Source organism: Natrinema sp. H-ect4 (genome assembly GCF_041894845.1).
In the GTDB taxonomy this organism is placed as follows: domain Archaea; phylum Halobacteriota; class Halobacteria; order Halobacteriales; family Natrialbaceae; genus Natrinema.
This window is the reverse complement of the sequence record NZ_JBHDYC010000030.1, coordinates 1-24,713: the sequence shown is the minus strand read 5'-3', so window position 1 is coordinate 24,713 and position 24,713 is coordinate 1. Positions and strand designations below refer to the sequence as shown.

21 protein-coding genes are annotated in these 24,713 nt (G+C 65.4%); 9 read left to right on the top strand and 12 right to left on the bottom strand.

Going from position 1 to position 24,713, the window contains the following annotated elements:
- The first annotated feature begins 42 nt into the window (after nt 1-42).
- On the top strand, nt 43-3,219 hold the full coding sequence (locus tag ACEWFR_RS22495) for a PAS domain S-box protein (RefSeq protein ID WP_374063137.1): 3,177 nt from the start codon (nt 43-45) through the stop codon (nt 3,217-3,219).
- A gap of 3 nt (nt 3,220-3,222) precedes the next feature.
- On the opposite strand, the gene ACEWFR_RS22490 is transcribed toward ACEWFR_RS22495, so the two are convergent.
- Together ACEWFR_RS22490 and ACEWFR_RS22485 are read right to left on the bottom strand one after the other, a co-directional pair.
- Nucleotides 3,223-3,387, bottom strand: coding sequence for a hypothetical protein (locus tag ACEWFR_RS22490; protein ID WP_374063136.1), 165 nt, complete (start codon nt 3,385-3,387; stop codon nt 3,223-3,225).
- Nucleotides 3,388-3,474: 87 nt separating this feature from the next.
- The gene (locus ACEWFR_RS22485) at nt 3,475-4,575 is read right to left on the bottom strand and encodes an archaeosine biosynthesis radical SAM protein RaSEA (protein WP_374063135.1); all 1,101 of its coding nucleotides are present in this window, start codon (nt 4,573-4,575) and stop codon (nt 3,475-3,477) included.
- A gap of 183 nt (nt 4,576-4,758) precedes the next feature.
- Between ACEWFR_RS22485 and tgtA the strand changes: the two genes are divergently transcribed.
- Nucleotides 4,759-6,243: a tRNA guanosine(15) transglycosylase TgtA gene (gene tgtA, locus ACEWFR_RS22480; RefSeq protein ID WP_374063134.1), complete on the top strand. Its 1,485-nt coding sequence runs from the start codon at nt 4,759-4,761 to the stop codon at nt 6,241-6,243.
- A gap of 247 nt (nt 6,244-6,490) precedes the next feature.
- On the opposite strand, the gene ACEWFR_RS22475 is transcribed toward tgtA, so the two are convergent.
- A complete protein-coding gene (locus ACEWFR_RS22475; protein ID WP_374063162.1) occupies nt 6,491-6,964 on the bottom strand; it encodes a HalOD1 output domain-containing protein in 474 nt (157 codons plus the stop codon).
- 18 nt (nt 6,965-6,982) lie between these two features.
- Here ACEWFR_RS22475 and ACEWFR_RS22470 point away from each other — a divergent pair, with 18 nt between their 5' ends.
- On the top strand, nt 6,983-7,339 hold the full coding sequence (locus ACEWFR_RS22470) for a TRAM domain-containing protein (RefSeq protein WP_374063161.1): 357 nt from the start codon (nt 6,983-6,985) through the stop codon (nt 7,337-7,339).
- Nucleotides 7,340-7,379: 40 nt separating this feature from the next.
- On the opposite strand, the gene ACEWFR_RS22465 is transcribed toward ACEWFR_RS22470, so the two are convergent.
- Nucleotides 7,380-9,389, bottom strand: coding sequence for a hypothetical protein (locus tag ACEWFR_RS22465; RefSeq protein ID WP_374063160.1), 2,010 nt, complete (start codon nt 9,387-9,389; stop codon nt 7,380-7,382).
- Between the two features lie 255 nt (nt 9,390-9,644).
- Here ACEWFR_RS22465 and arcS point away from each other — a divergent pair, with 255 nt between their 5' ends.
- Nucleotides 9,645-11,396 (top strand): archaeosine synthase subunit alpha, encoded by a 1,752-nt coding sequence (gene arcS / locus ACEWFR_RS22460; RefSeq protein ID WP_374063159.1) that lies wholly within the window; start codon nt 9,645-9,647, stop codon nt 11,394-11,396.
- Nucleotides 11,397-11,512: 116 nt separating this feature from the next.
- On the opposite strand, the gene ACEWFR_RS22455 is transcribed toward arcS, so the two are convergent.
- Nucleotides 11,513-11,659: a hypothetical protein gene (locus ACEWFR_RS22455; RefSeq protein WP_374063158.1), complete on the bottom strand. Its 147-nt coding sequence runs from the start codon at nt 11,657-11,659 to the stop codon at nt 11,513-11,515.
- A gap of 163 nt (nt 11,660-11,822) precedes the next feature.
- On the opposite strand from ACEWFR_RS22455, the gene ACEWFR_RS22450 reads away from it, so the two are divergent.
- The 4 genes from ACEWFR_RS22450 to ACEWFR_RS22435 all read left to right on the top strand — a co-directional run bounded on the left by ACEWFR_RS22450 (nt 11,823) and on the right by ACEWFR_RS22435 (nt 14,518).
- Nucleotides 11,823-12,494 (top strand): SdpI family protein, encoded by a 672-nt coding sequence (locus ACEWFR_RS22450; RefSeq protein ID WP_374063157.1) that lies wholly within the window; start codon nt 11,823-11,825, stop codon nt 12,492-12,494.
- The gene (locus tag ACEWFR_RS22445) at nt 12,481-12,696 is read left to right on the top strand and encodes a hypothetical protein (protein ID WP_374063156.1); all 216 of its coding nucleotides are present in this window, start codon (nt 12,481-12,483) and stop codon (nt 12,694-12,696) included. Before ACEWFR_RS22450 ends, ACEWFR_RS22445 begins: the two co-directional genes overlap by 14 nt.
- A gap of 189 nt (nt 12,697-12,885) precedes the next feature.
- Complete coding sequence (locus ACEWFR_RS22440) at nt 12,886-13,488, top strand: HdeD family acid-resistance protein (RefSeq protein ID WP_374063155.1); 603 nt, start codon at nt 12,886-12,888, stop codon at nt 13,486-13,488.
- Between the two features lie 208 nt (nt 13,489-13,696).
- A complete protein-coding gene (locus ACEWFR_RS22435; protein WP_374063154.1) occupies nt 13,697-14,518 on the top strand; it encodes an ArsR family transcriptional regulator in 822 nt (273 codons plus the stop codon).
- A gap of 146 nt (nt 14,519-14,664) precedes the next feature.
- Here ACEWFR_RS22435 and ACEWFR_RS22430 read toward each other — a convergent pair whose 3' ends face one another.
- From ACEWFR_RS22430 to ACEWFR_RS22400, 7 genes are all read right to left on the bottom strand, one after another.
- A complete protein-coding gene (locus ACEWFR_RS22430; RefSeq protein WP_374063153.1) occupies nt 14,665-16,356 on the bottom strand; it encodes a bacterio-opsin activator domain-containing protein in 1,692 nt (563 codons plus the stop codon).
- Entirely contained in the window at nt 16,356-16,817 is a 462-nt protein-coding gene (locus tag ACEWFR_RS22425; protein WP_374063152.1) for a response regulator, read from the bottom strand. Before ACEWFR_RS22425 ends, ACEWFR_RS22430 begins: the two co-directional genes overlap by 1 nt.
- Nucleotides 16,810-17,475 carry an ATP-binding protein gene (locus ACEWFR_RS22420; protein ID WP_374063151.1) on the bottom strand — a complete coding sequence of 222 codons (666 nt, stop codon included), beginning with the start codon at nt 17,473-17,475 and terminating at the stop codon, nt 16,810-16,812. Before ACEWFR_RS22420 ends, ACEWFR_RS22425 begins: the two co-directional genes overlap by 8 nt.
- A gap of 139 nt (nt 17,476-17,614) precedes the next feature.
- On the bottom strand, nt 17,615-19,897 hold the full coding sequence (locus ACEWFR_RS22415) for a DNA polymerase domain-containing protein (RefSeq protein WP_374063150.1): 2,283 nt from the start codon (nt 19,895-19,897) through the stop codon (nt 17,615-17,617).
- Entirely contained in the window at nt 19,894-20,208 is a 315-nt protein-coding gene (locus tag ACEWFR_RS22410) for a hypothetical protein (RefSeq protein ID WP_374063149.1), read from the bottom strand. The genes ACEWFR_RS22415 and ACEWFR_RS22410 overlap by 4 nt, the downstream gene beginning before the upstream one ends.
- Nucleotides 20,208-20,915, bottom strand: coding sequence for a hypothetical protein (locus ACEWFR_RS22405; RefSeq protein WP_374063148.1), 708 nt, complete (start codon nt 20,913-20,915; stop codon nt 20,208-20,210). Before ACEWFR_RS22405 ends, ACEWFR_RS22410 begins: the two co-directional genes overlap by 1 nt.
- Nucleotides 20,916-21,178: 263 nt before the next feature.
- Nucleotides 21,179-22,210 (bottom strand): Cdc6/Cdc18 family protein, encoded by a 1,032-nt coding sequence (locus ACEWFR_RS22400; protein WP_374063147.1) that lies wholly within the window; start codon nt 22,208-22,210, stop codon nt 21,179-21,181.
- 1,375 nt (nt 22,211-23,585) lie between these two features.
- Here ACEWFR_RS22400 and ACEWFR_RS22395 point away from each other — a divergent pair.
- Complete coding sequence (locus ACEWFR_RS22395; protein ID WP_374063146.1) at nt 23,586-24,503, top strand: N-acetyltransferase family protein; 918 nt, start codon at nt 23,586-23,588, stop codon at nt 24,501-24,503.
- Nucleotides 24,504-24,713: the final 210 nt, after the last annotated feature.

The window sequence follows — 24,713 nt, the reverse complement described above, 5'->3', positions numbered from 1 at the left end:
TAATAGTGTCGGCGTTCGTTAGAGTCGACTGGAATACAGGGAATGGGACGGGATAGCCGACCGAGCGCCCGCATTATCGGCGCTACTGCCGATGCGGGAGCCACCGTCGAACGCGCCCTCGAGGAGCGCGGCGTCGCGACCGAAGCAGTTCGGTCGGCCGACGCGTGTCTGGCGCGCCTCGAGAGCGTCGACTGCGTCGTGATCGCCGGATCCACCCGCGACGCTGACCCCGTCGAGTGCTGTCAGTCGATCCGAGAGCGGTCAGACGTACCGATCGTCGTGTTTCCCGCCGACGGCAGCGAAGCGCTCGCGGGCGCGGTCGTCGCTGCGGGGGCCGACGGCTACGTTCCTCGCAGCCAGGGCGTCGACACGCTCGTGACGCGGCTGGAAGCGGTACTCGACGAGCGGTCATCCGGGACACGATCGACCACCGACGCGGTCGGTATCCAGACACCGGAGCCGGCGGAAGACCCCTCGAGCCGCCTCGAACTACTCGTCAAGCAGTCGCCGCTCGCGATCATCGAGTGGAACCTCGCGTTCGAAGTCCGCAACTGGAACCCCGCGGCGACCGAGCTGTTCGGCTACACCGCCGACGAGGCCAGGGGTAAATCGGCAATGGAGTTGCTCGTTCGAGACGACGAACGTCGAGAGGTACTCGAGTACTGGGACGCCCTCACCGGCGGCGACACCGACGGACTGCCGTCCCGACAGGTGAATCGCAACGTCGACAGGGACGGGACGTCGATAACCTGCGAGTGGGTCAACACGCCGCTCGTCGAGGACGGGGAAATCGTCGGCGTCCTCTCGTTCGGACAGGACGTCACCGCGGAGCGCAAGCGCGCGAACGCGCTCGAGGCGCTCCAGGAGACCACTCACGAGCTGCTGCGAGCGGAATCGACCGACGAAATCGCCGACATCGTGATGACGGCGACCGAGGACGTGATCGATCGGTCCCTGGCCGCAATCAGGTTCTACGACGAGGAGACGGAGACGCTCGAACTCGCCGGGACGACGGCGGCGCTCGACGAGTCCACCGACGACATCTCGACGATCGGTCCGGAGTACACCACCCTCTGGAACGCCTACACCGATGGCGAGCCGGCTGTCGTCGACACCGTCTCGACGGGCCGTATCCCGTACGACATCGAGGCCAGCGTCGGAAACGCGGTCATCCAGCCGCTCGGCGAGCACGGGCTATTGACGGTCGCGTCCTCGGGCGGCGACGAACTCGACGACGCCGAGAGACACCTCATCCGCGTCCTCGCCACGACCGCCGAAGCGGCGCTCGACCGGGCGGCTCGCGAGCGCGAACTCGAGCGGACGAAGACCGTCGTCGAGACGGTCGGTGACTGCGTCTACCAGCTCGATACCGAGGGGTATCTGGTCACCGTCAACAAGACGATGATGGGCGCGACCGGTTACGACCGCGACGAACTGATCGGCGAGCACGTCTCGAAGATCCTCACGGACGCAAGCATCGAGCGCGGCAGACGACACACTCGAACGCTCCTGTCCGACGATTCCCAACGCGTCGCGACCTACGAGGTCACGTTGACTGGCCCCGACGATGAGCGGGTCCCGAGCGAGGTCAACATGGCGCTGTTGCGCTCCGACGGCGAGGTCGAGGGGACGGTCGGGATCGCACGCGATATCAGCGCCCGCAAACGCATGGAACGGAAGCTCGTCGATCGCAAGTCGAAGATCGAGGGGCTCCACGACGTTGCTTCCCGTCTCGACAGCTGCGAGAGCCACGCGGATATCTACGACCTGACTGTCGAAGCGGCCGAAGACGTCCTCGACTTCGACGCCTGCTGGGTCGCGCTGGCTCAAGGGGAATCACTCGTTCCGAAGGCAGTTTCGTCGACCCTCGAGATCGACCTCGACGCGCGGATACCGCTCGACGATACCGTCGCCGGAAGGACCTACCGCACACAGCGACCCGCACGGATCGATGAGATCGACGCGGCCGACTCGATTCCGAACGCGGATGACTGCCAGTCGGTCCTGTGCGTTCCAATCACCGAGCGCGGCGTATTTCTGGCCGCCTCGACGGAGCAGGACGCGTTCACGCCGGCCGACGAAGAACTGGCGGAGCTGTTGCTCTCGCACGTCACCGACTCGCTCGATCGGATCGCGTTCGAGGGACGTCTCCGGGCGGAGCGCGACCGGTTCGCGGCGCTGTTCGAAAACGTCCCCGACGGCGTCGTCAGCGTTACACAGCTCGAGGACGGCCCGGTGGTCGAGGAAGTCAACCCGGCGTTCGAGCGAATCTTCGGCTATGAGGGGGATGAACTCGTCGGTAGCCCGCTCGATCAGTACGTCGTTCCAACCGAGAGAACGGCTGACGCCGACACGCTCAATCGCCGCGGAAGCCGAGGCGAGATAGGCGACACCGAGGTCAAACGGCGAACCGCGAACGGGCTGCGCGACTTCAGGCTTCGCGTCGTTCCGATGGAGATGGACGGATCGTCGGATCGCGCCTTCGGGCTCTATACCGATATTACCGCCCAGAAGCAGCGCCAAAAGCGCCTCGAGATCCTCAATCGCGTTCTCCGCCACGACCTGCGCAACGGGATGAACATCATCAACGGCTGCGCCGAGATGCTCACCGACAGCATCGACGGCGCGGACCACGAGTACGTCGAGACCATCCGAAATCGTGCGAGCGAACTCACCGGCCTCGCGGAGAAGACTCGCGCTGTCGAGCGGGTGCTCGACCGCGAGGAGACCCCGGCCGGACCGATCGATCTCTCCGCGGCCGTCGAACGAGCAGCTGACCGCCTCGAGCGCGCCCACGAGGTTGATATCGACTGCTCGCTGCCGAACCGAACGTTTGCTCGGGCCGACGAATACCTCCAGACGGCCGTCTTCCAGATCCTGGAAAACGCCGTCGAGCACAGCGATCGGGCGCGACCGACGATCGACGTAACGCTCCGGGATCGACCGGACGACGAGATCGTGACGGTGTCGATCGCAGACGACGGTCCCGGCATACCAAGCGAGGAGCGAGAACTGCTCGAGGGCGACCGGGAGATCACGCAGCTTCGCCACGGGAGCGGCCTCGGGCTCTGGCTGGTCAACTGGATCGTCAGACAGGCCGGCGGGCGACTCTCCTTTGCGGACAACGACCCTCGCGGCACCGTCGTCACGCTCGAGGTGCCTCGTGCCGACACGGAATCGGTTCGGGCGGCAGTGGACGAGCCGGCGACCGGCGATTAGGGCTCAGCGGCCCCACTCGTAGAACCACCAGCCGACACCGAGTAGCATGAGCCCCGCACCCAGCGCGGAGGTCGCGGGCTCGGGAAAGACGAACAGGAGGAATCCGACGAGGATCAACAGCGCGGGCTCGATCTCGTTCCAGTAGTCCGAGAACGACAGGAGTGCCATACGCAACGGTACCGGGACGGGAGTGAAATAAGTGCACCCGGCTTCCACAACCTGAAGCCATCAGGTCGGCAACTATCGGTGTTTTCGCTATCGAGTCAGCGGCTGATTGAAGCTCCGCTCGCGCTCGATGACGGTCTCCCACGTCAGTTCGCACTCACAGGAGACCTGCTCGAACACCGACGGATCCTGCCGCAGGTCGAAGTCCTTGATCGCCTTCTGGACGCGGTCGTCGCACTCCGTGCAGTTGTGCGGGCCGCGATCGGAGCCGTGGCCGACTGGATCCGAGACGACGATGGCGTCGACGGCCGCCGTCTCCTCGAGCACGTGTGCCACCGACCAGAGCCACGGCGGGCGGTACCCATCGTTGAAGTAGAGGTCGTCGACCATCGTGTAGCGCTGGACGTTACACGGGTTCATCGAGACGGTGTGACAGCCGTCGACATCGGCACAGCGCTCGACCGACGAGATCATGTCCGCGACGGCTTCGGACTCGGTGAGGAAGGGCGGCTTCATCAGCAGGTAGGCCTTGATCCCGGCCGCCGTGTCGCCGCCAGCGTTCTCATCTGCAACGGCGGCTTCCGCACAGGCGTCCTCGAAGTCCGTGAAGTCGAAGTACTTGTTCACGCAGTCGTGTCGCACGCGGTCGGTGGCTGTCTCGAGGCCGATCGCGATATCCGTGTGGATGCCGTGTTGCGTGAAGTCGCCGATCTTCTCGCGGTCGACGAAGTCGGGCAGTGACTCGAGGACGATGCGTTCCCGATCGGCGAAGGTGTCGGCGATCGCCCGTCGGCTCTCCGCGCCGACCTCGCGCTCGTCGAGGAAGGATCCGGAGGTGTAGATTTTGATGAGATCGGCCGTCTCGTCGGCGTTGTCTTCCTCGTGTTCCAGACAGATATCGATCTGGTCCATCAGGGCCTCGTGGCTCACGGAGCCGCCGTCGACGCTCTCGGCGACGTAGCCACACATCGTACAGCCGCCGGCGCGGGCCCACCGGCAGCCACCGGTGTTGAGAATGATCGTTAGACTCGTCTTGACGCCGTCAGGGGTGTTGTCCTCGTCGAGCCAGACGCGCGTGGGCTCGTGGGGATCGTAGCTGGCCTCCTTGCGAGAGCGGATCTCCCGCATCGCCTGATTGTGGGCGTCCATGCCCTTGCCCTGCTCGTAGACTTCGGGCGTGGGTTTACTCATTAGGGGACGAAAGCGGTCCGCAGCGTAAAGCGCCTTCGTCTCCCCTCCTCACTGATCACGGGATCGCTCTCGGCTCTCTTCGTCTCGGAAGCCTCGCGCAAACGGTCCGAAACGAGTCGCGCCGCTCCGGTCAACCAGGCAAAAACCGTCACGACTTACGTCCGACGGTCCAACCCGCAGATAATGCGCGAGTCTTTCGAAGTCCGGGACACCGACGCCGGCGGTCGCATCGGGGAACTCACCGTCCCCCGTGCCGACGTCACCGTCGAGACCCCGGCGCTGCTGCCGGTGATTAATCCGAATCTGGATACGATCAGCCCTCGCCGGCTCGCCACGGAGTTCGGCGCGGAGATCCTGATCACGAACTCCTACATCATCCACGGCGACGATACCCTTCACGAACGTGCCCTCGAGGAGGGTCTGCACGACCTCCTGGATTTCCCGGGTGCGATCATGACCGACTCCGGCTCCTTTCAGCTCTCGGAGTACGGCGAGATCGACGTGACGACCGAGGAGATCCTCGCCTTCCAGCGCGAGATCGGCTCCGATATCGCCACGCCGGTCGACATTCCGACCCCACCGGACGTCTCCCACGAACGAGCTGAAGCCGACCTCGAGACCACGCAGGAGCGACTCGAGATCGCCGAGGCCGCCGACACCGGTGAGATGCTCGTCAGCGCGCCCGTTCAGGGGTCGACCTATCCGGACCTCCGCGAGCGGGCCGGCCGACACGCCGACGGGACCGATCTCGACGTCTTCCCGGTCGGCGCGGTCGTTCCACTGCTGAACGACTACCGGTACGACGACATGATCGACGTCGTCGCCGCCGCGAAACGCGGGCTCGGTGCCGACGCGCCGGTCCACCTCTTCGGTGCCGGCCACCCCATGATGTTCGCGCTCGCCGTCGCGATGGGCTGTGACCTGTTCGATTCGGCGGCCTACGCGCTCTACGCCCGCGACGACCGCTATCTGACGGTTCGGGGAACCCGCCAGCTCGCGGACCTCGAGTATCTCCCCTGTTCGTGTGCCATCTGTACCGAGTACTCGCCCGACGAACTCCGCGCGCTCCCCGACGACGAACGCGAGTCGGAACTGGCCGCGCACAACCTCCACGTCACCTTCGCCGAAATCCGGCGGATCAAGGAGGCGATCCGCGCCGGCAACCTGCTCGAACTCGTCGAGCAGCGCGCCCGCGCCCACCCGACGATGCTCGACGGCTACCGCACGCTGCTCGACCACGCCGCCCAACTCGAGCGCTCGGATCCCGTCTCGAAGGGCTCATTTTTCTACACCTCCCACGAGAGCGCGCGCCGCCCCGAAGTCGTCCGCCACCACGAGCGCCTCGAGCGGTTGTCCGTCCCCGACTCACTGCTGCTCACGGAGGGGGATTCCCCGCGAAGCGACGAGTTCGACGATTCCTGGCGCGTCGAGGCGCCGTTCGGGCCGTTCCCCCGGGCGCTCTCGAGGAGCTACCCCCTCACCGCGGAAGTCCCCAAGCGGACCGATCGGGCGGCGCTCGAGGCCGCGGCCGACGGCGTCGCTCGGCTCGTCGAGGTGAATCCGGACGCTGCGCTCACGCTCGCACATCGGGGATGGCCCGCGGGCGTCCTCGAGCAGGTTCCGGACGCTGTCGACCTAGTCGATCTCCGGAGTACCGACGGCCGGTGACGACGACGGCCGGTGACGACGATGGCCGGTGACGACGACGGCCGGTGACGACGGGTTCCCACTGCCGAACTCGCGTCGGTACGGTGACGGACACAGCGTCAGTCGTCGTTCAGTCGGTCACTCGAGCCAAGCGGTGCGCTCGGCTCGAATCACGCGGCGGAAAAAACCCGTTCCAGTCGGGCGGATTCCGGTGCGAAGTGACAATCGTCGTCCGTCAGTCAGACGCGGGGATGACCGACAACTCGAGTTACGCGCCGGTGGGGGACCCGCGGTCGGATGCGGCCGTGATCGACTCGGCGGCCGGCGAGCCATCGACCGAAATCGTGACGCCGTCGGCGCAGTCCACGGCGACCGCATGGCCGTCGTAGGTGAACTCGAGACGACCACGTCGGGGGCTGTTGCGTCGCGTCGGCTCGAAGAGGGCATCCAGCGAATCGGGGTTGATCCAGTCGTAGAGGGGTGGCAATTCGATCGGATCCACCTTCCGGTGCGCTGCAACCGCGCGAATGACGGCGATGTGTAATGGATCGCTGCTGCCGTCACCGGTCGATCCGCTGAATGAGAAGGTCACGACGTATTCGAACGGACGGGGAAATAAAAGGGCAGCGGCGATTCGAGAGCCGTGCTCGTCCGTCGCGCCGTCGGCGAAAAGCGTTTCCCACACGCGGTGATCGCCCCCGGTCACCGACGCACCGGCGGAATCGGAACATGGAAGCCCCACGCGCCGGCCCGTTTCAGTATGCTCGATCAAGCGGTGCTCGGTATCGGCCTGCTCGTCGTCCTCGTGATCGGCTCGTGGGTAGTCAAACGGATCCGCGGTGGCTCCGCGGACGAGCGGCAATCTCGGGACCGTCACAGAGCGGCCCAGAAGCGCGACCCACCGGTCGAGATCGGTGACGTCGAGACCGTCGCTATCAGCGAGTTTACCGACCACCACTCCGGCGAGCGACAGGCGGTCGGCAAGATCGAAGGGTTCGTCGTCTTCGTCGAGGACGTCCCCGGGGGCTGCGAGCCGACCGACGTGATCCGGATCAAAGTCCTCTCGTTCAACCGCGGGCACACGTCGGCGACCGCGACGTTCCTCGAGACCGCCTAAAGTGCCAACTGAAACGATTCACACACCGATCGCCGATGCGTTACGCTCGCCGTCGAAGCACGAGCGCCGTTAGCAACCCGGCGATCGACGCGAGTCCGATCCCGATTCCGAAGCCGGGAACGCTATCGGAACTATCGTCTTCGTCCTCGTCGCCGCTTTCCGCCGTGTTTTCGTCGTCCTGCGTCTCGAGGAACTCGCTCATTTCGTCGGTTTCGATCGTCGGCAGTTCGTCGTCCCACTCGCCGGCCCGGTGGACGGTGGTCTCGGAATCGACCACACTGAACTGCTCGAGATCGGATTTCGTCGCCGACGCGGTGTCGACCTCGCCCATGTCGTCGACGTAGACGTACATCGACGCCGTCTCTCCGTCCTGTTCGGTCGCGATCCCGCTGATAGCCATGCTTTCGCTGACCGTCTCGGTGAGCGTGCTCATGTCGTCGAACCGCGCCCCGCCTTCGACGCGCACCGTGCCGTCGTCGATACCCGCATCGACGCGAGCGACCTCGAGTTCGGATTCTGCCAGCGCCGAAACGAACTGGTCGGCTTCCGGGGACGTCGGCGACGTCGGTCCGGTCTGGGCCGACTGCGCCCAGTTTTTGACCGCCTGACTGGCCAGATCCTCGGCCCCGAGTTCGAACTCGCCGTCGATCGCGAGCTGGTCACCGTCGGTTTCGGCCGACAGGTCGAACGTGACGTCGTTCGGACGGTCGACGCCTCGAGACTCGAGTTCGTCGATGTAGGCGTCCCAGTTTTCGGTATCGCTCGTCAGTGAGGCGTCGAGCGTCATCTCGTCGGACGACGTTTGCTCGATTTCCCCGTCCCAGGTGAGTTTCGTCTCGAGATCCGCCGCCTGCTGGGCTTCGATAGCCGTTCGTGCGTTCTCGAGTTGGTCCTCCGGTAGCTGGTCGTCCGTGGCGGTCGCTTCCGCGAAGTCGAACATCGCGACCGTGAGTTCGTTGTAGTTCTCGATCGCGACGTCCCACTCGACATCCATCGAACTACCGCTCGCGTCCATCGTGAACGAGAGGGTCTCGATATCGGTGTCGGTGACGCTGGTTGCGATCGCCTGCGCTTCCGATCGACTCAGATCCATCGTCGGATCGCTCGCCAGCTGGTCCGTCAGTTGCTCTTCGATGCCGCCGTCGACGCCCGTGTACTCGACGGTGAATTCGATATCGAGCCGGTGTTCGCCGTTCGATCGCTCCTCGAAATCGTGGTTCGTGACGTCGATCTCACTGGAGCCGCCCAACAACGCGGCGTAGACGCCGTATTCCCGCCAGAGCGTCTGTTCGGCCTGTTCCTCTGTCGACCACTGATCGGCCGACGTGGCGTCGACGGTCATCTCCTGTGCGACGTCGACCTGGTAGCCGTCGCTCGTCTCCTCCAGCGAGACGTCGAGATACTCGTCTGCCCCGTCGGCACCCGACGCTTCGGACGAGTCAACCGACACGCTCCCACTCGTCTCGAGTCGGTCTGCAGTTGCGGTGACGTGACCGTTCGTACTGACCGCTCCGGTCGTCGTTGCCTCGCTGTCGAACGTGCCGGACGCGGATCCCTCGAACTCGTTCGTCTCTTCGGAGACTTCGCCGGAGACGTCGAGTTCGAAGTTCTCGAGGTCCTCCGGTTGCTGCATGATCAACGAGCCACTCCCGGAGAGCCCCTGCTGATCGAGGATCGCCGAGACGTTCGCCGAGTCCAGCTCGTCGTCGGGGTTCTCGATATCGTCGACCACCAGCATGTGGACCAGTCCTTCGCTGACGTCCATGCCCATCTCGAGCGTGTCGACGTCCGCTTCATCGTCGTAGCGAAGGACGGCGCTGTCGTTCTCCCCGAGGTAGATCTCGTCGGCCGAACCGAGTTGCGATTCGGCTTGCGAGATCGAGTCGTACGATTCGAACTCGGGCTCCGGCTCGGTCGCTTCGACGGTCGTCGTCATTCCCCCGAAAACGATCGGCAACCCGATCGTCGCGACCCCAACGACTGCGACCAGAAACACGGCCAGAAACGCTCTGAACCCGTCCGTCGATCGCAGCTTTGTTTCCGATGACATATAGGTAGACCTCCAACTGGAAGTGCTTAAAGGTTAATTTTCCAAACCATGCATCGATGGATTCAGCTCTCGCTATCAGTAATCCACACCAAAATTATCACGATAAACGACGGGTATGTGGCCAGTGAATCGCTCGGAGGAGTACCCAGATCCGTCGCCTCGAGGCGTTCGCCGGCATCTCGAGCGCGCTCGAAGTCCGACCGTGGGACCGCTCGCTATCGACAACCTCTTTCGCTCGCCGCGGTCATATCGAGTATGACCGATTATTTCGAAGTGCACGAGCGCGACGGGGCCGCGCGCGTGGGCGAACTCCGCCTCTCTTCGCCGGTGACGACGCCCGCACTCGTCGACGACGTCCTCGAGGACGCGGGTTCGCTCTGGAGCGCCGACCGGGACCTTCCCGCGGGTGACGAGTCGCAACTCACCGTGCTCCCCCATCGGGCGTTCCCCGGCGGCACCGCCGAGGAAGTCCAGGAATCCTTCGCCGTCGACGCCCCCGACGTCGAGTATCCCAGCGTCGCTGTCGTCTCGAGCGAGAGCGTCGAATCCCAGGGAACGGACGCCTACGCCCTCTCGAACGTCCAGTCCGTGATGGGCCATGGTGCAGCGCTAGTCGAGGCCGTCGTGGCCGTCCGGGAGGCGATCCCCGCCGACACCGCCCTGCTGTTTTCCGGCGTCGCGACGCCGCGGAACGTCGCCCTGCTGGCCTACGCCGGCGTCGATCTCTTCGACGAGACCGCGGCCGTCGTGAAGGGCACCGAGGGCCGCTATCTGACGACCGACGAGGCGTACTTCATCGAGGACCTCGAGGAGCTCCCCTGCTCGTGTCCCGCCTGCCAACAGCCCCGCGAGGAGTTTACGCGCGAGGACTGTGCGAACCACAACGTCAACGCCCTCGAGGCAGAACTGGCGATCGTCCGCCGTCGGATCCGGGACGGCCGGCTTCGGGACTACATCGAGGGACAGGCCCGCCACGACCAGTGGCTCACCGCCGCGATGCGCGAACTCGATTCGCAGTGGGGGTATCTCGAGGAGCGCACGCCCATCCTCCGCGATGCCCAGATCGACGCCGCGTCCGCGGACACCCTTCGCCGGGTGGAGATCCAGCGCTTCGCCGACCGGGTGACGACGCGGTACCGGAACCGCTTCCAGAATCCGCTCGTGCTGGTCCCGTGTTCGGCCGCAAAGCCCTACAGCGAGTCCCAGAGCCACCGACAGTTCCACGACGCGATTCAGTGGCGCGCCCACCTCGTCTCGATGACCAGCCCCATCGGCGTCGTCCCGCAGGAACTCGAGACGACCTACCCCGCCCAGCAGTACGACACTGTCGTGACCGGCCGCTGGTCCGAAGACGAAAAGCAGTTCGTCGCCGACGTCCTGCAGCGCTACCTCGAGCGCAACGAGTATCCGGAGATCATCGCCCACGTTCCCGACGAGGGCTACCGCGACATCGTCGAACGCGTCGAGGACCGACTCGAACTCGATATCACCTACACGGTCGCGGACCATCCGACCGACGACGAGTCGCTCGCGAACCTCTCGCAAGCGCTGTCGGGCGAACTGAAGTACCCCAAGCGCGAGCGCGAGCACAACACCGTCCGCGCCCTCGCGGACTACCTGCTGGGCGACGGTGCCGGCGACGACCTCTTCGAGGACATCCAGACGACCGGTCGCTACCCCAAGATCCAGGTTCGCGATCGCGAGGAGACCCAGCTCGCGACGATGGTTCCCCAGTATGGCACCCTGTCCTTTACGCTCGCGGGGGCGAGACAGTGGCTCGAGAGCGACGCGCCGACGAAGCGCGTCGAGATCGACGGCTTCGTCCCGCACGGCAGCGTGCTCGCGCCGGGCGTCGTCGACGCCGACGAGGACATCCGCGTCGGCGACGAGGTGGTCGTCGAGGGACCGAAGGCGTTCGCCGTCGGCCGCGCCGAAATGTTCGGCCGCGAGATGGCCGAGAGCACGCGCGGTATCGCCTGCGAAATCCGCCACGTCGAGGAGAAGTGAGAGGGAGCAGTATCCCCACCCGAGCAGTTCGTGATTCTCGATTCGGTCGTGTCTCTCGGCCCCCTATTCCGAATCCCTGACCGTCTCCGAGACTCCCCGCTGAGTCGGCGGCCGGGTTACCGGTTCGTCGCGTCGGTCCCGCAGTCACGGCGCTCGGAGACGGTCTCTCGACAGGACGGACACCGATAGCCGTTCACGAATCGGTTGACGGACCGACCACACTCCGGACACTCCCAGATGCTCGAGTTCGACGTTCCCGTCACTGTCAGGCCCTGATTCCGACGAGACGGAAAGGTGTTTCCCACCGTCTCAGCTCGAGAGAACCGACCCGACGCCGGAGTCGCCGGTCGCGACGGACGGCCCCGCCGGCCCCGTTCCGTCGCTCGGCCCCGTTCATTGATACGTTGGGGCGTCGTAGTACCCGATATGAAGACGACGCACCGACTGACGCTCGCGGGCGCGTTCGTCGTCCTTTCCGGCGTCGCCAGTCTTCTCGCGGCACCGGAGCTGTCCGACCCGCTCGTGACCCACTGGAACGCCGCCGGTGAGCCGGACGGGACGATGTCGAAGACGCTCGGTCTCGCGTTCGTTCCCGTCCTCTCGGCGGCGCTGGTTGCGCTCCTCGCAGTGGTCCCTCGCATCGACCCGCTCGGTGAGAACGTCGACGCGTTCCGAGCCGCGTACGACTGGTTCATCGTCGCCTTCGCGGGGTTCATGTTCGTCCTCCACGCCGGCATCCTCGCGTTCAACCTCGGCTACGAGTTCGATTTCACGCTTCTCATCCTCGGTTCAGTCGCCGTCCTCTTCTACGGCGTCGGCGCATTGCTCACCCGCGCGGAGCCCAACTGGTTCATCGGCATCCGCACGCCGTGGACGCTCAGTAGCGAGGCAGTCTGGGAGCGCACGCACGAACTCGGCGGCCGGCTGTTCAAGCTCACCGCGGTCATTTCGCTGATCGGCCTCTTCTTCGGGGAGTACGCCGTCTACTTCCTCGTCGTCCCCGCGCTCCTGACGGCCGCGATCACTACCGCGTACTCGTACTATCTCTACGAACGTCTCGAGCGCGACACGGAGTCCTCCTCGAATGCCGGCGTCTGAGATCGCGCTCGGAAACGCCGCCACCGTGCGCCTTCGACCCGGAACCGTGCCGGAAAGCCGAGTCGCTCGAGACGGGTCACTCCCCGGAACGGCCGGGACACGACTTGAGCAGGTGCTCGTGATAGACGGCCGCCGGGACCCGTTCCCCGCAGAGGTCACACTCGCGGACGTCGCCGTCGCGTTCGTCGGTCACAATCAGTAGTGTCGCCCCTATCGAGATAATTGCCGTGCTTCGTCTGCATTTTGCCGTCTGAGTGTCGTTCGATACGGCCCCGAGAAGGCCCGAGACGCCGTTCGTCCCGGTTTCGAACCGGTCAGTTCCCGCGACCGACTGTCAAATCGTATATTTGTATTATATGCCTACACGACGTACATAGTACTGGTGACGCAGATGAACAGTATCACAGCACCCACCGGAGACGACGAGGGCTACGCCCTCGAGAACGACTGGCGCCCCCTCGCGATCGCGGGCGGGATCGTCGGGCTAATCGGGATCCTCGCGATGGCCGCCCCGGCCGTCACCGGGCTCTCGGTATCGATCGCGCTCGGAGTACTCCTCGTCGTCGGCGGAATCGTCCACGGCGTCCACGCGTTTACGTCGCGGGGCTGGCGCGGATCGATCTGGCAGACGACGCTCGCGGCCGTCTCGGTGCTCGCCGGACTAGCCGTCCTCGCGGCCCCCGCGATCGCGCTCGTCACGCTGACGCTCGCGCTCGTGGCGTACCTGGCGATCGACGGGATCGCGGAACTCGCGACGGCCGCGCGAATGTCCGGGTCCCGCGGTCGAACGTCGGTCGCCGTCAGCGGCGTCATCGCGCTCGTCCTGGCCGGATTCCTCTGGATCGGCTTCCCGGCCACCGCGGCGTGGGCCGTCGGCCTGCTCGTGGGCGCGAACCTCCTCGTGACCGGGCTCTCGATGGTGGCCGTCGCGATGGCCGCTCGGCGTCCAATGGACGACGTGACCCCGCCCGCGACCGAGCCTCGCGGCGCGTAATTCGTTTTGCCCGTTCGAACGGACTGATGCGAGTCACACTCGGACGGTAGTGTCACTCGAGTTTCGGCGGATCGCCCCGAAGTGTCCGTGCGCGAAGTGAACGATGGGAAGAACCGACATTCAACGGGGGGAAATAGATTACAATTCGGGAACTGTGTGTATGGACTGATACATTCTATTTATTACTCCACGGGGGTATTCATCGGTAATGGATTTGCAGGAGGAAGCACTTATTCGGCTGCTTACGGACACCGCTAATCGAGCGATTTTGACCGTTCTCGCTAACGCTTCTCACGGGCTCTCTGTGACCGAACTTTCCGAACGACTCGTTTCGGAGGACGAGGGTGAATTCGACCAGACGGTCATCTCGCTCCATCACAACTATCTCCCCCGCCTCGACGAAGCGGGATTGATCGAGTACGATCGCGACGAAAACGTCGTCACCGAGGGGAGCTACTCGGCGGCCGATGCCGAATGGATGAACGTCGATGTGCTCGACGAACTGCTCTCACAGTGTGGAACGGGACGCGGAGCAGACGAGCGGACTGTTGGACGACTCGAGGGTCGCGAATCCGTGTACGAGTATTGTCGGGAATTGGCCGATAGAGCGACTGACGAACTGTTTCTTATCTATGCCTCTGACGAGTTACTCGACGAAGAGTGTCTCCCGCACGCAGAGAATGCCATCGATCGAGGAGTCGCGTTGCACGCCGGAACGAAAAGCCGAGAGGCCCGAGAGTTCTTTCGAGAGTGGCTTCCCGACGCGACGATATGGGAGCCACAGATGGACTGGATGTACGAACAGTCGAGCTACCCCAGGGTGAGTCGACTGATCATCGCCGATCGAGAGACGGTCGTCGTCGGTCTCTGGGACGAAGACGCGGACGGGACGAAAACGGAGATCGCGATGACCGGTGACGGAACGACCAATCCCCTAGTGGTCCTCGTTCGTGAACTGCTCGGCCCTCGACTGGACCACCTCGATTACCAGAGTGACGATTTCTTGGGAGCCCTTCCGTTTGAAACGTGACCGGGAGTATCCGGTGCAACTGACCGGGTCGATATCGACGACGTGGCCGGAGTATCATCGCCGATCACGACGACGTGCTGTACTCTCGCGAACACCTCGTCGACGGGGTCGACCGCGAAGAGACCGGTTCGGCCCGCAGACGACACCTATTCGCCGAACATCGAGTTGAAGAACTTCCGTTCCGCCGTTCGAAGGTGCTGGTTGAAGGTGGCGGGCGCGATACCGAGGCGCTCGGCGATCTCCTCGCCGGTGCTGCCCCGCGGCCAGTCGAAGTAGCCCGCGAAGTAGGCCGTCTCGAGGGCCGCCCGCTGTTTCTCGGTCAGTTCGTCCTCGAGGACGGACGACGAGCCGCTGTCGCTGCGCTCGCTGCGTTCGGTGGTCCGCTGTGCGAGATAGGTGACGTCGTCGCGCTGGGTCCTGATGAGTTCGATCATCTGGCGGGTGTCCCGGCCACGCGGGAGTTCGACGACGAACCGGAACTCCCCGTCGGCGATCGTCGCCTCAGCGACGCGGCCGCCGTGGGTGGCGATCGTCTCGAACAGGCTGACGGCGGCGGGTGCGACGAGTTCGAACTCGAACTCGTCGCGTCGAGCCGTGAGCAACCGAACGTCAGTGATGCCGTCGGTTCGGTCGACGGTTTCGGTGAACGTCTCCTGCGAGACGCCGTGTGCCGAGCCGTAGGCCAGAAGCGTCTCGTCGCTGCCGACCAGTTGTTCGAACTCGATCGTACACGACTCGGTCGCCGAGAGCTCGACCAGTTCCTCGGCCATCGCCTCGACGCGGAACTCGAGTTCGATGACGGCGTCGCTGACGAGTGCGTCCCGGCGTTCGATCGCGGTGATCGCGTGGGCGATGACGTCGCCGATCCGGCCGAGAACGTCGGTTTCGGGCCCCTCGAACGATCGCGGTGACGACGAGTAAACGTTCAACACGCCGTAGACGAGATCCTCGTGGGTGATCGGAATCGCGACCGACGATCGGTAGTTGCGGGCGCGTGCCGCCTCCCGCCACGGCCCGAACTCGGGAGCCGTGCCGGCGTCGTTCATCACCTGAACCTCCCCGGTTCGGATCGCCGTTCCCGCCGGCCCCCGTCCGCTCTCGTCGTCCTCGTCGACGGTGACGTCGATCTCCTCGAGGTATCCGTCCTCGACGCCGGCCGCCGCGTTCGGGACGACGCGGTCGCTGCCGGGGTTGACGCTGCCGATCCACGCGAATCGATAGGCGTCGGACTCGGCGAGTCGGTCACAGACCTCCTGTTCGAGTTCCGCGCGCGTCTCGGTCGTGATCACCGCGTGGGTGATGTCGTGGCCGATCCGGTTGAGCCGGTTGAGCGCTTCGAGTTGCTCGCGCTGCTGGCGGCGTTCGCGCTGCTGGCGGGCGCGCTCGATCGCGTGGTGGATCGTTCGCACCAGGAGTTCACTGGTCACCTCGTCTTTGACGAGGAAGTCCTGGGCACCGCGCTGGATCGCCTCCACGCCGACCTGCTGGTCCCGGACGCCGGTCAGGACGACGATCGGCGTCTCTCCCGCCTCCTCGTGGACCGTCTCGAGGGTGTCGAGCCCCTCGCTATCGGGGAGGTTCAGGTCGAGCAGGACGATATCGGTGGACGCCGATTCGATCGTCTCGAGGCCCTCCTCGAGGCGGGTTTTTCGGGTGATCTCGGGCGTCTGACTCGCCGTCTCGGTGGGGCTGATCCGCTGGGCGAGTTCCTCGGTTCCGCGGAGCATCTCCTGTATGAGACGGGCGTCACCGGGGTTGTCCTCGATCAGGAGGATGTGAAGCGCGTCCTCGGGGTCCGCGCTCTCCGCATCGGCGGTCCGGGTGTTCGTCTCGCTCATCAGTTGTCGACCTCCGGTGGGAGTCGGACGACCGAGAACCAGAACTTCTCGAAGGCGCGGACCGTCTGAATGAATTCGTCCGGATCGACCGGTTTCGTGAGGTAGGCGTTGGCGTGGAGTTCGTAGGACTTGACGACATCCTCCTCCGCGCGCGAACTCGTCAGCACGATCACCGGGATCGATCGCAGCACTGGATCCTCCTTGAGTTCCTCCAGAACCTCCTCACCGCCCTTGCCGGGCAGATTGAGATCCAGGAGGATGAGGTCCGGGCGCGGTGCGTCGGCGTACTCGCCCTCCTGGGAGAGAAACGCCAGCGCTTCGATGCCGTCGGAGACGACGTGGAGGTCGTTCTCGATCCGACCCTGTTTGAACGCCTCCTTGGTCAGCCGGACGTCGCCGGGATTGTCCTCGACCAACAGGATCTGTGCCGGCTCGGACCGGGATCGCTCTGGCTTACTCATCGGTCACTGGTTCCGTCGTCGAATCGGTCTCGGCGTCGGCCTCGCTGGCCGGCGCGCGTTCCACCGCGTCGTCCGCGTCGGGCACCGTCGACACCTCGATCGTAAACGTCGACCCCTCGCCGGGCTGGGAATCGACGCTGATCTCGCCGCCGACAGACTCCCGTCGCTCGTCTGTCGAGCCCGGCCTCACGCTGTTCGGCCGGACGCCGTGGCGCTCGGCGATTCGCTGACAGAGCGCGAGTCCGATACCGGTGCCGTCGTACTCCTCGCGACTGTGGAGTCGATCGAACACCCGAAAGATGCGATCCGTGTCGCTCGAGTCGATCCCGATCCCCCGATCGTGAACTGAGCCCCTCCATATAGACCCAGTATTCTCGTCGAATACGGATATACGTGGGGCTCCATCGCCAGAATATGTAATCGCGTTATCGAGCAGGTTCTGGAACAGCTGGCGGAGCTGTCCAGGATCACCGTAGACCCGCAGCAGCGAGTCGACGCTGGTCTCGGCGTCGGTCTCGTCGATCCGCACCTCGAGGTCGTCGGCCAGCAGCCCGTCGAGATCGGGCGACTCGAGGGCCCGCTGACCGAGTTCCGCGAGGGGGGCCTGCCGGCGGACGCGGGAACGGAGAACATCTGCTGTAGAATCGGAAACAGTCATGTACGATCAACACACGGGCTGACGGTGTAAACCTAGCGCTGAAACTCATCTCGAGTCGTTTTCTCACGTTTTAGTGTAAATAAATATAGATGATCGGTAGCCGTCGGTCTCCACAGTCGGCACTCGCCAGTTCCCGCGGTCAGTCGACGAACGTCGACAGCCGGACCGTCCGGCCGTCGCGCAACGACCGCCGGATCCGGGTGCGGTCCCAACCCAGCGGCGAGACGACGCTCTCGCAGGCCCGCACGAGCAGCGTCGCGTAGTAGTCGGCGTCGTATTCCGAGGGCTCCTCGAGCGCGAGTCGGACGCGCTCGGGACCGCGCGAATCGTCGTCCACGACGACGTACTCGACCGACTGGCCGGGGTGGCGATCGATTCCGCGGCGGTCGTACCGCTCGAGCGCGGCCACGGTGTGGGTCCGCCGGCCGTAGTCGGCGAGGGACTTCGAGACGCGGTTCGTGATCGCGAGCGCCGCCGGATCGACGCATCCCTCCCGAAGTTCGTTCAATCGTCGGCCGAGCACGTCACAGACCGCCTCGGGATCGCGCTCGCGGTCGAGCGCCTCGACGAACGCGCGCTGCCCGTCCGCGACGAACGCCGGCGTACTCCGCTGGCGCAGTTCGATCCCGCGGAACTTGTACTCGCCGCTCGTTCGCTTGCCGAAGTATTTCGTCAACGCGCCCGCGGACGCACCTCGCGCGCGTGTCCTCGTCCCCTCACCAGCACGCGTCGAATCGGGGCTGGACCCCTCGCCGGAGCCGACACCCCTGATCGAGTCGCGCAACGGCACGAAACACACCCACTCGTAACTGCCGTCGTGCTCGAGGGGGATCCCGGTCGTCTCGGAAACTGCGCCGATCACGGCCTCGAGCGGCTCCGGCTCGTCGACCCGCGGCGTCACCCAGAGGCTGTCGACGATGCCGTGGACGATCCGCCAGCCCGCGTCCTCGAGCCGGCGTTTGGCAGTCAGGGCGATCTCCCGAGCGTAGGCGTTGATCGCCTCGTGGCACTCGATCCGACCGAACTTGGCGTTTCGGTAGCCCTGATAGCCAAAACAGGAGACGAGGACCCACTTGATCGCGCCCGACTCGGCCCGGAGTCGCGCGGCCTCCTCCTCGGGGAGATCGGTCTCGAGTCGCCGCTTGATCTCGGCCCGTTCGGCAATCAGGGGCTCGAGGACGGCGGGGAGAAACCCGTCGGTCTCGCAGATCTCGTACTCGAGTTCGGGAACGCGATGCGTCCCGGCGGCGGACTCTCCGGTCGCAGCCGTCCCGTCGGCGGCGGACTCGTCGGTTGCAGCCGCCTCGTCGGCGGCCCCGCAGTCACAGCCGACCGTCTCCGGACTGACGTTATGCTCGCAGATGATCCGCGGATACAGCGACGCGAAGTCGATCTCGTGGACGTTCTCGTGGAAGCCGACCTTGGGAGCGAACGTGAAGCCGCCGCGGTCGGCCGCGTGCAGCGTCTCGACGTCGGTGAAGCGCTCGGGTTCCCACTTGTTCCACGGCGCGAGCACGCCCCGTTTTTGCCGGGCCAGCCGGATCTGTCTCGAGGTCAATAACGTGCCGATACTTCCCCACGCGGCTTCCTGTAGCGGGCGACCCGTCCGCTCGACCATGTAGCGGATCCCCGCCAGCCCCGACTGGTGCCAGAGGAAGCTGTTCGACGTATCGACGATCGCCCGCCCCGGAATCCGGTACCGCGCGGGCGAATGACCCACCTTCCCGTAGCTCGCGTACGTGTTCTCGCCCGCGAGCGCGGTCCACCCCGGCAGCCGTCCGAGGTGAACGTCCGCGAGCCCCAGCGCCTCGGCATGGCGCTCGAGCAGCGGAATCAAATCGGCGTGGCTCACGACGAGGACATCGGGATCTCGCTGCTCGAGGCGGCGCTGGCACGTCCGCAGCGCGCGCGTCGCATCGCCGTCGACGGACTCGCCCTCGATTTCCAGCGCCGACACGTCGTCGTCGGCCAGCGCGGCCTCGTCGAGGGCGAGTCGGAGCGTCCGCAGGTCGCGCGTCGGCGTCGGATCGAGCCCGCGGTCGAGACAGTACCGAAACCCCGGCGCGAGGTCCACGTCGAACAGCCGAACTGCTCCGGGGGCGTGGGCCTCGCGTGCGTGGACGCCCCGAATTTCGCGGGCCAGCGTCCAGACCTCGCCGACCCGCTCGAGGTCGGCTCGCAGGACTCGACTTCGCTCGCCCGCGTGGGCCTCGTGGAGGCTCGTCGGCCGCCGCTCGGAACGGGTCGCAACGACTTTGGGATCCGCCTCGAGGCGCTCTCGCAGGTCCGCGAGCGCGTCGTTCGGGCCGGAGACGAACACCGACGGAGTGTAGTCCTCGACGACCGCGGGCTCGGCACCCGACTCGGTCAGGGTCCACTCGCGGACGATGCCGTCCTCGAATTCGACGGTGTAGGGGCTCATTCGTCGGCTTCCCCGGTGGCGTCGCGCGCTCGCGACTCGCGAGGGTCGCGATCCGTCTCGTCCTCGAGCGCCGCGAGCTCCTCGCGCAACCGACGCAGTTCGACCTCGTGGGCGAGCAACAGCGACAGGACGAACGCCCGCTCGGGCTCGGGCGGGTTGGCGTACCCCGCCGCGTCGGCGAACGCCCGGGCCCGGTCGAACAGCCGGTCGAAGTCCCCCTGGTGCTCCCGGCGCAGCGCGCGGCCCATCGGCTCCCACTCCGACTCGAGTCGACGGAGCGCATCGCGGTAGGTCGGGTTCGTTCGCCCCATCAGGGGCCCACCTCGAGCAGCCCCCTGTCGTGGGCGGCGACGACGGGATCGACCGCGTCCACGGCACCGCAGATCTCGACCCAGTAGGGGATCGTCGTCTGCCAGACATCACCGTGCCAGTAGCCCGCCGTTGCGCCCCCCGCGTTCGAGTCGTCGTCCGCATCCTCGAGTCGGAGCCCTTCTCGCGTGCGCGTACACTCGATTTCCGTCTCAGCGTAGTCGGCGACCGTCTCCGAGGCAGCGGTAGCGTCGAGATTACTCCCGTCGTCGGCGCTCGTCAGGAGTACCGGGCAGTCGAGAACGGCCCCGAGTTCGGAGAGGATCTCGAGGGTCGCGGCCAGCAGGTCCTCGCGCTCCCACGCCGCGAGGTCGTCGTCTCGGTAGAGAGCGGCGACGTTCGGCGCGACGAGCAACTCGGTCGTCGGCTCCGCCCGCCGCGCGACGGTCCGTACCAGCGAGTGGTGCTGGTAGGCGGTAAACGCCCGCGCGACCCGCACCCCCTCGAGGACGCGCGGATTCGACGCGGCGTCGTACAGTGCGTGGGTCGAGGCCACGTTTCGCGCGTCGATCCAGTAGGCCCGCCCGGGGCGGTCGCCGCCGGTCGCGCCGTCGGCCAGCCGATCGCAGACCAGTCGGTGAACGATCCCCGACCGCGGTGACGGAACCTGTAACAGCGTTACGCCGGGCTCGAGTTCGAGTCGGTGCATACGTGCAGCCTCGAGCGAGCGCCCCATAAGCGGCGGAACACCGTTTCCGATAGTTCCGATACTCCGTCGACTGCCCCAAACAGCGGCGTTCGGGCTGCTCGAGGGAAGGTTCCGTTTCCGTTACGGTTTCCGAAACCGCTCAGATACCTCGTCGGGAGCGATCCCCGTGAGTGGCGCTTTGGACTGCTGACACCGAATCGGCCGCCGTCGACCTGCGATCGGTCGTTCACCGCCGTCTATTCGTCGTCGTTCCTCCGTACCCATCACTCGTCGTTCTCGTCGTCCCCGCTATCCTCATCGACGAGCCGATAGGTCCGGCCCCGGCGCTTGCCAACGGCCTCGACCAGATCGTAGTGGACCATCTTCGTCAGGTAGTTCCGCAGGGTGCGGTTCGTCTTCGGCTCGTCGACCCGACGCTCGTACTCCTCGTACAGGTCGCCGGGTTCGATCTCGCCCGCGTCAGCGATCACGTCGTAGAGCACCCGCTGATGTTCGATCAGCCCCTCGACGGTTTTCCGGCGGATCGCCGTCCGCGCATCCGGGATCGCCGCCTCGAGCGCGTCGTCGGTGATCGACGCCAGGCCCTGGCGCTCCGCGCGACGGGCGGCCGATCGCAACACCCCGATTCCGACGCGGGCGTCGCCCGAGGCGGCGTCGGCGACCGTCCGTAGCTGGGAGTCGGTTACCACGCCCGGCTCGAGGGCCTTCTCGGCTCGTTCGGCGAGGATCGCCGCGAGTTCGTCGGTACCGTACCGGTCGAAGCGGACCCGAGTACCGGCGTGAAACCGCGAGCGTACCCGATCGTCGAAGCTCGCGAACAGCTCTTCCTCGCGGTTGGCGATCAACACGGGCGAAACATGGCCCAATCGGTGGAGGTCGTACAGCGCGGCCGTCTCCTCTAACTGATCGACCTCGTCCAGAATAACGACGATCGGCTCGTCGTCGGTCCGAGAGAGCCGCTCGAACAGCTCGTCTTTCGGCGTCGAGCGATGGACGTCGACGGCTCGGTCGACCCCCTCGAGGATCCGGTAGAGGACCCGAAACCGCGTATACTCCTGCCAGCAGTTGACGTAGGCGACCCGCACTGCCGGCTCCTGTTCGCGCAACTGGGCCAGCGTGTACCGGGCGATACAGGTCTTGCCGACGCCCGTCGGCCCGAAGAGGAAGGCCGGATCCGGTCGGCCGTCGGACAGCAGCGGCTCGAGGGTCTCCGAGAGGAGGTTCACCTCGTCGTGGCGGTGGACCACCTCGCTCGGCACGAAATCCTCACGCAGGACGCGGCCGTCGACGATCACACCGAATCGGTTGGGTCTCGAGGATATTAAACGACGCCGGGCCGGTTCCGAAACTTCCGAAACCGGCCTCGATTCGATATCGCAATATATCATTTATGGCCGAGAAATTCACGTAAACGGTAGCACGCGTGGGGACAGACGGTACACCGCGTGTACAGGCCTGAATCAGCGGATTGTCGCCGCGTTGCTGTCCGTCCATTACGAACTCGGCGGCATCCGAACAGCGCTGGAAACCTCGGCGCATCACCCTGGTGGGACCGCAGTATCGGAAACGAAGGGGTTCGTTCATCGATCGACATCGGGGTTTGCGGCCTCCGGAATGCGGTTCCCAAAACGGCGGTCGTCGAAATCCCGTGCACCCTCACCGACGAACGTAGCGGACCGGTCACCGATGAGACGGTGATCCGACGAGTGAGCGACGGCCTACTGGTCGAAACGGTATTCACCCCCGTCCGAATGCTCGCGTTGCCAGATCGAGACGAGACGCGAGATCGGAACGAACTGCGAGCCCGACAAGTGAGCCACGCTATCGGTCGGTCGCGGGTAGCTGCCCGGAATAGAGCGGGATAATCGCCTGGAGCCGAAATCGAACCGGAACGAGCGAAACCGACTGCTCAGCCGATCGCGAACAGGTTGTTGATCGCATATACCCCCGGTTTGTGGCCGTGAAAGTGCCAGGTTCTCGGGCACGGACACGGGAGTCTCGACCGTGTGGGTATCTCGCAGGGAGACGATACTTGAGCCCACCTCCGGCCAGTCGCGACACCGTCTTCTGAAATCGACAGCCGCGTGAGGGGATGACTATCAGTCGACTGCGTCACTGCGATCCGTTCTCGAGGAATGAAAACGAGAACGAATGTTCACCCGCACGAGACGGGAACCGTTCCTCGTGGTGAGCCCGAGTACCACCCTCGAGAGGTGGGAGTCGTGACGCCGGTTTAAGGCGAATACTCACTGGACCATCGGACGCGAACGATCGATATCGGGTTGGAGCAGTCTCGGTCGGACGGAACGCAGCATCCGTCTCGGAGACAGGCACTCGAGCGCTCAGTTCGGTACTCGGATGGACCGTTCCCGGAATCGACGAACCTATTGCGGTCTCCTATCGGTCGTCCAGCTGTGACTCGAGTCCAGTACTACCCGCTCGCTCACCATCGATAAACTTTATACCGCTATACCAAATCGCGCTGCTCGACCGTCACCCTCGGTCGAAGAGACCGGGACGGCTAACGCGAGATTGGCCCGACATGACCGGCGTGAGGAAGCGTCGAAACGACTCGAGCTGACGAGCAATGAGTCGCTTCGCAGCGGGGGCTCGCTGACAGCAATCGATACGGATCGCATACTAATGCCGTCAGTCGGCGGGGTCGTCCGTATGAGCATGTATCCGACGGACTCGTTCGAGAGCGATATCCAGCGGCGAGTGTACGAGTACGTCGAGCGGAACGGTGCCGTCACGCCGGCCGAGTTGGCCAGGTCGATCGAGATCGACGGCGGTCGAGCCCACTCGAAACCCGCCCGATCGGGTGCGTATACCGAAACGGTACCGCCCGCACCGGACGACCTCCGAGCGGCGCTCGAGGCGCTGCAAGCCGACGGCTACCTGACGGAAGACGATGGAAAGCTCCGGATCGCGCTCTCGGCCACGACCACGAGTCTCGAGTGCGAGGACGAAATCGTCGCGATCCGACCGGCGCGCGAGGAGGACCGGGCGGGCGTCGTCGAGACGATGCGGACGGTCGCCGACGACGGGACGTACGTCGTTGCCGAGAACGTTGCGACGGAACTCGAGCGGGAGCGGGCACTCGTCCGGGCCAACGAGGAACGATCACGGATCGTGTTCGTCGCGGTCCGCGGGCAGGAGTCGGACGGGGACGACGCCGAGACGGAAGGCACTGAATCGGACGAGGGTACCGAAGCGGACGGTTCCGAGACAGCGGAAGGTGCCAAGCCGGACGAGTGCGCACCGATGGGAGACCGGGAGGTCGTCGGCTGGCTCCATCTCGACGCTCCCGAGCTCCAACCGCTCCGGCACACGGCCGAAGTGACCGTCGGAGTCGATCCCGGATTTCGGCGGCAGGGGATCGGCTCGTCGCTGCTCGAGTACGGCCTCGAGTGGGCGTCCGACGCCGGCTACCAGAAGCTCTACCAGAACCTGCCGGCGACGAACGAGGCCGCGATCGAGTTCCTCGAGGAGAATGGCTGGCGGCGCGAGGGTGAACACGAGGGGCAGTACTGTCTCGACGGCGAGTTCGTCGACGAGATCATGCTGGCGACGTGGCCCCAGTCGTGAGGTCCGGTTCGTGAAGGGAGAGACCAGTCGTAGCGACGAAAAGCGTTCTGCTGTTGCTGGCAACAGGGAATCACCACGTCCTCCCCAGCCGATTGCTGCTCACGGGCGCTGCGGGACGGTTTCACCGTCCCGACAGTCGCGGCGCAACGCGCCGCGCACTGCCCGTTCGCATGGTTCGCGGAACCGCCGGTTCCGCGCTAACGCTCGGTC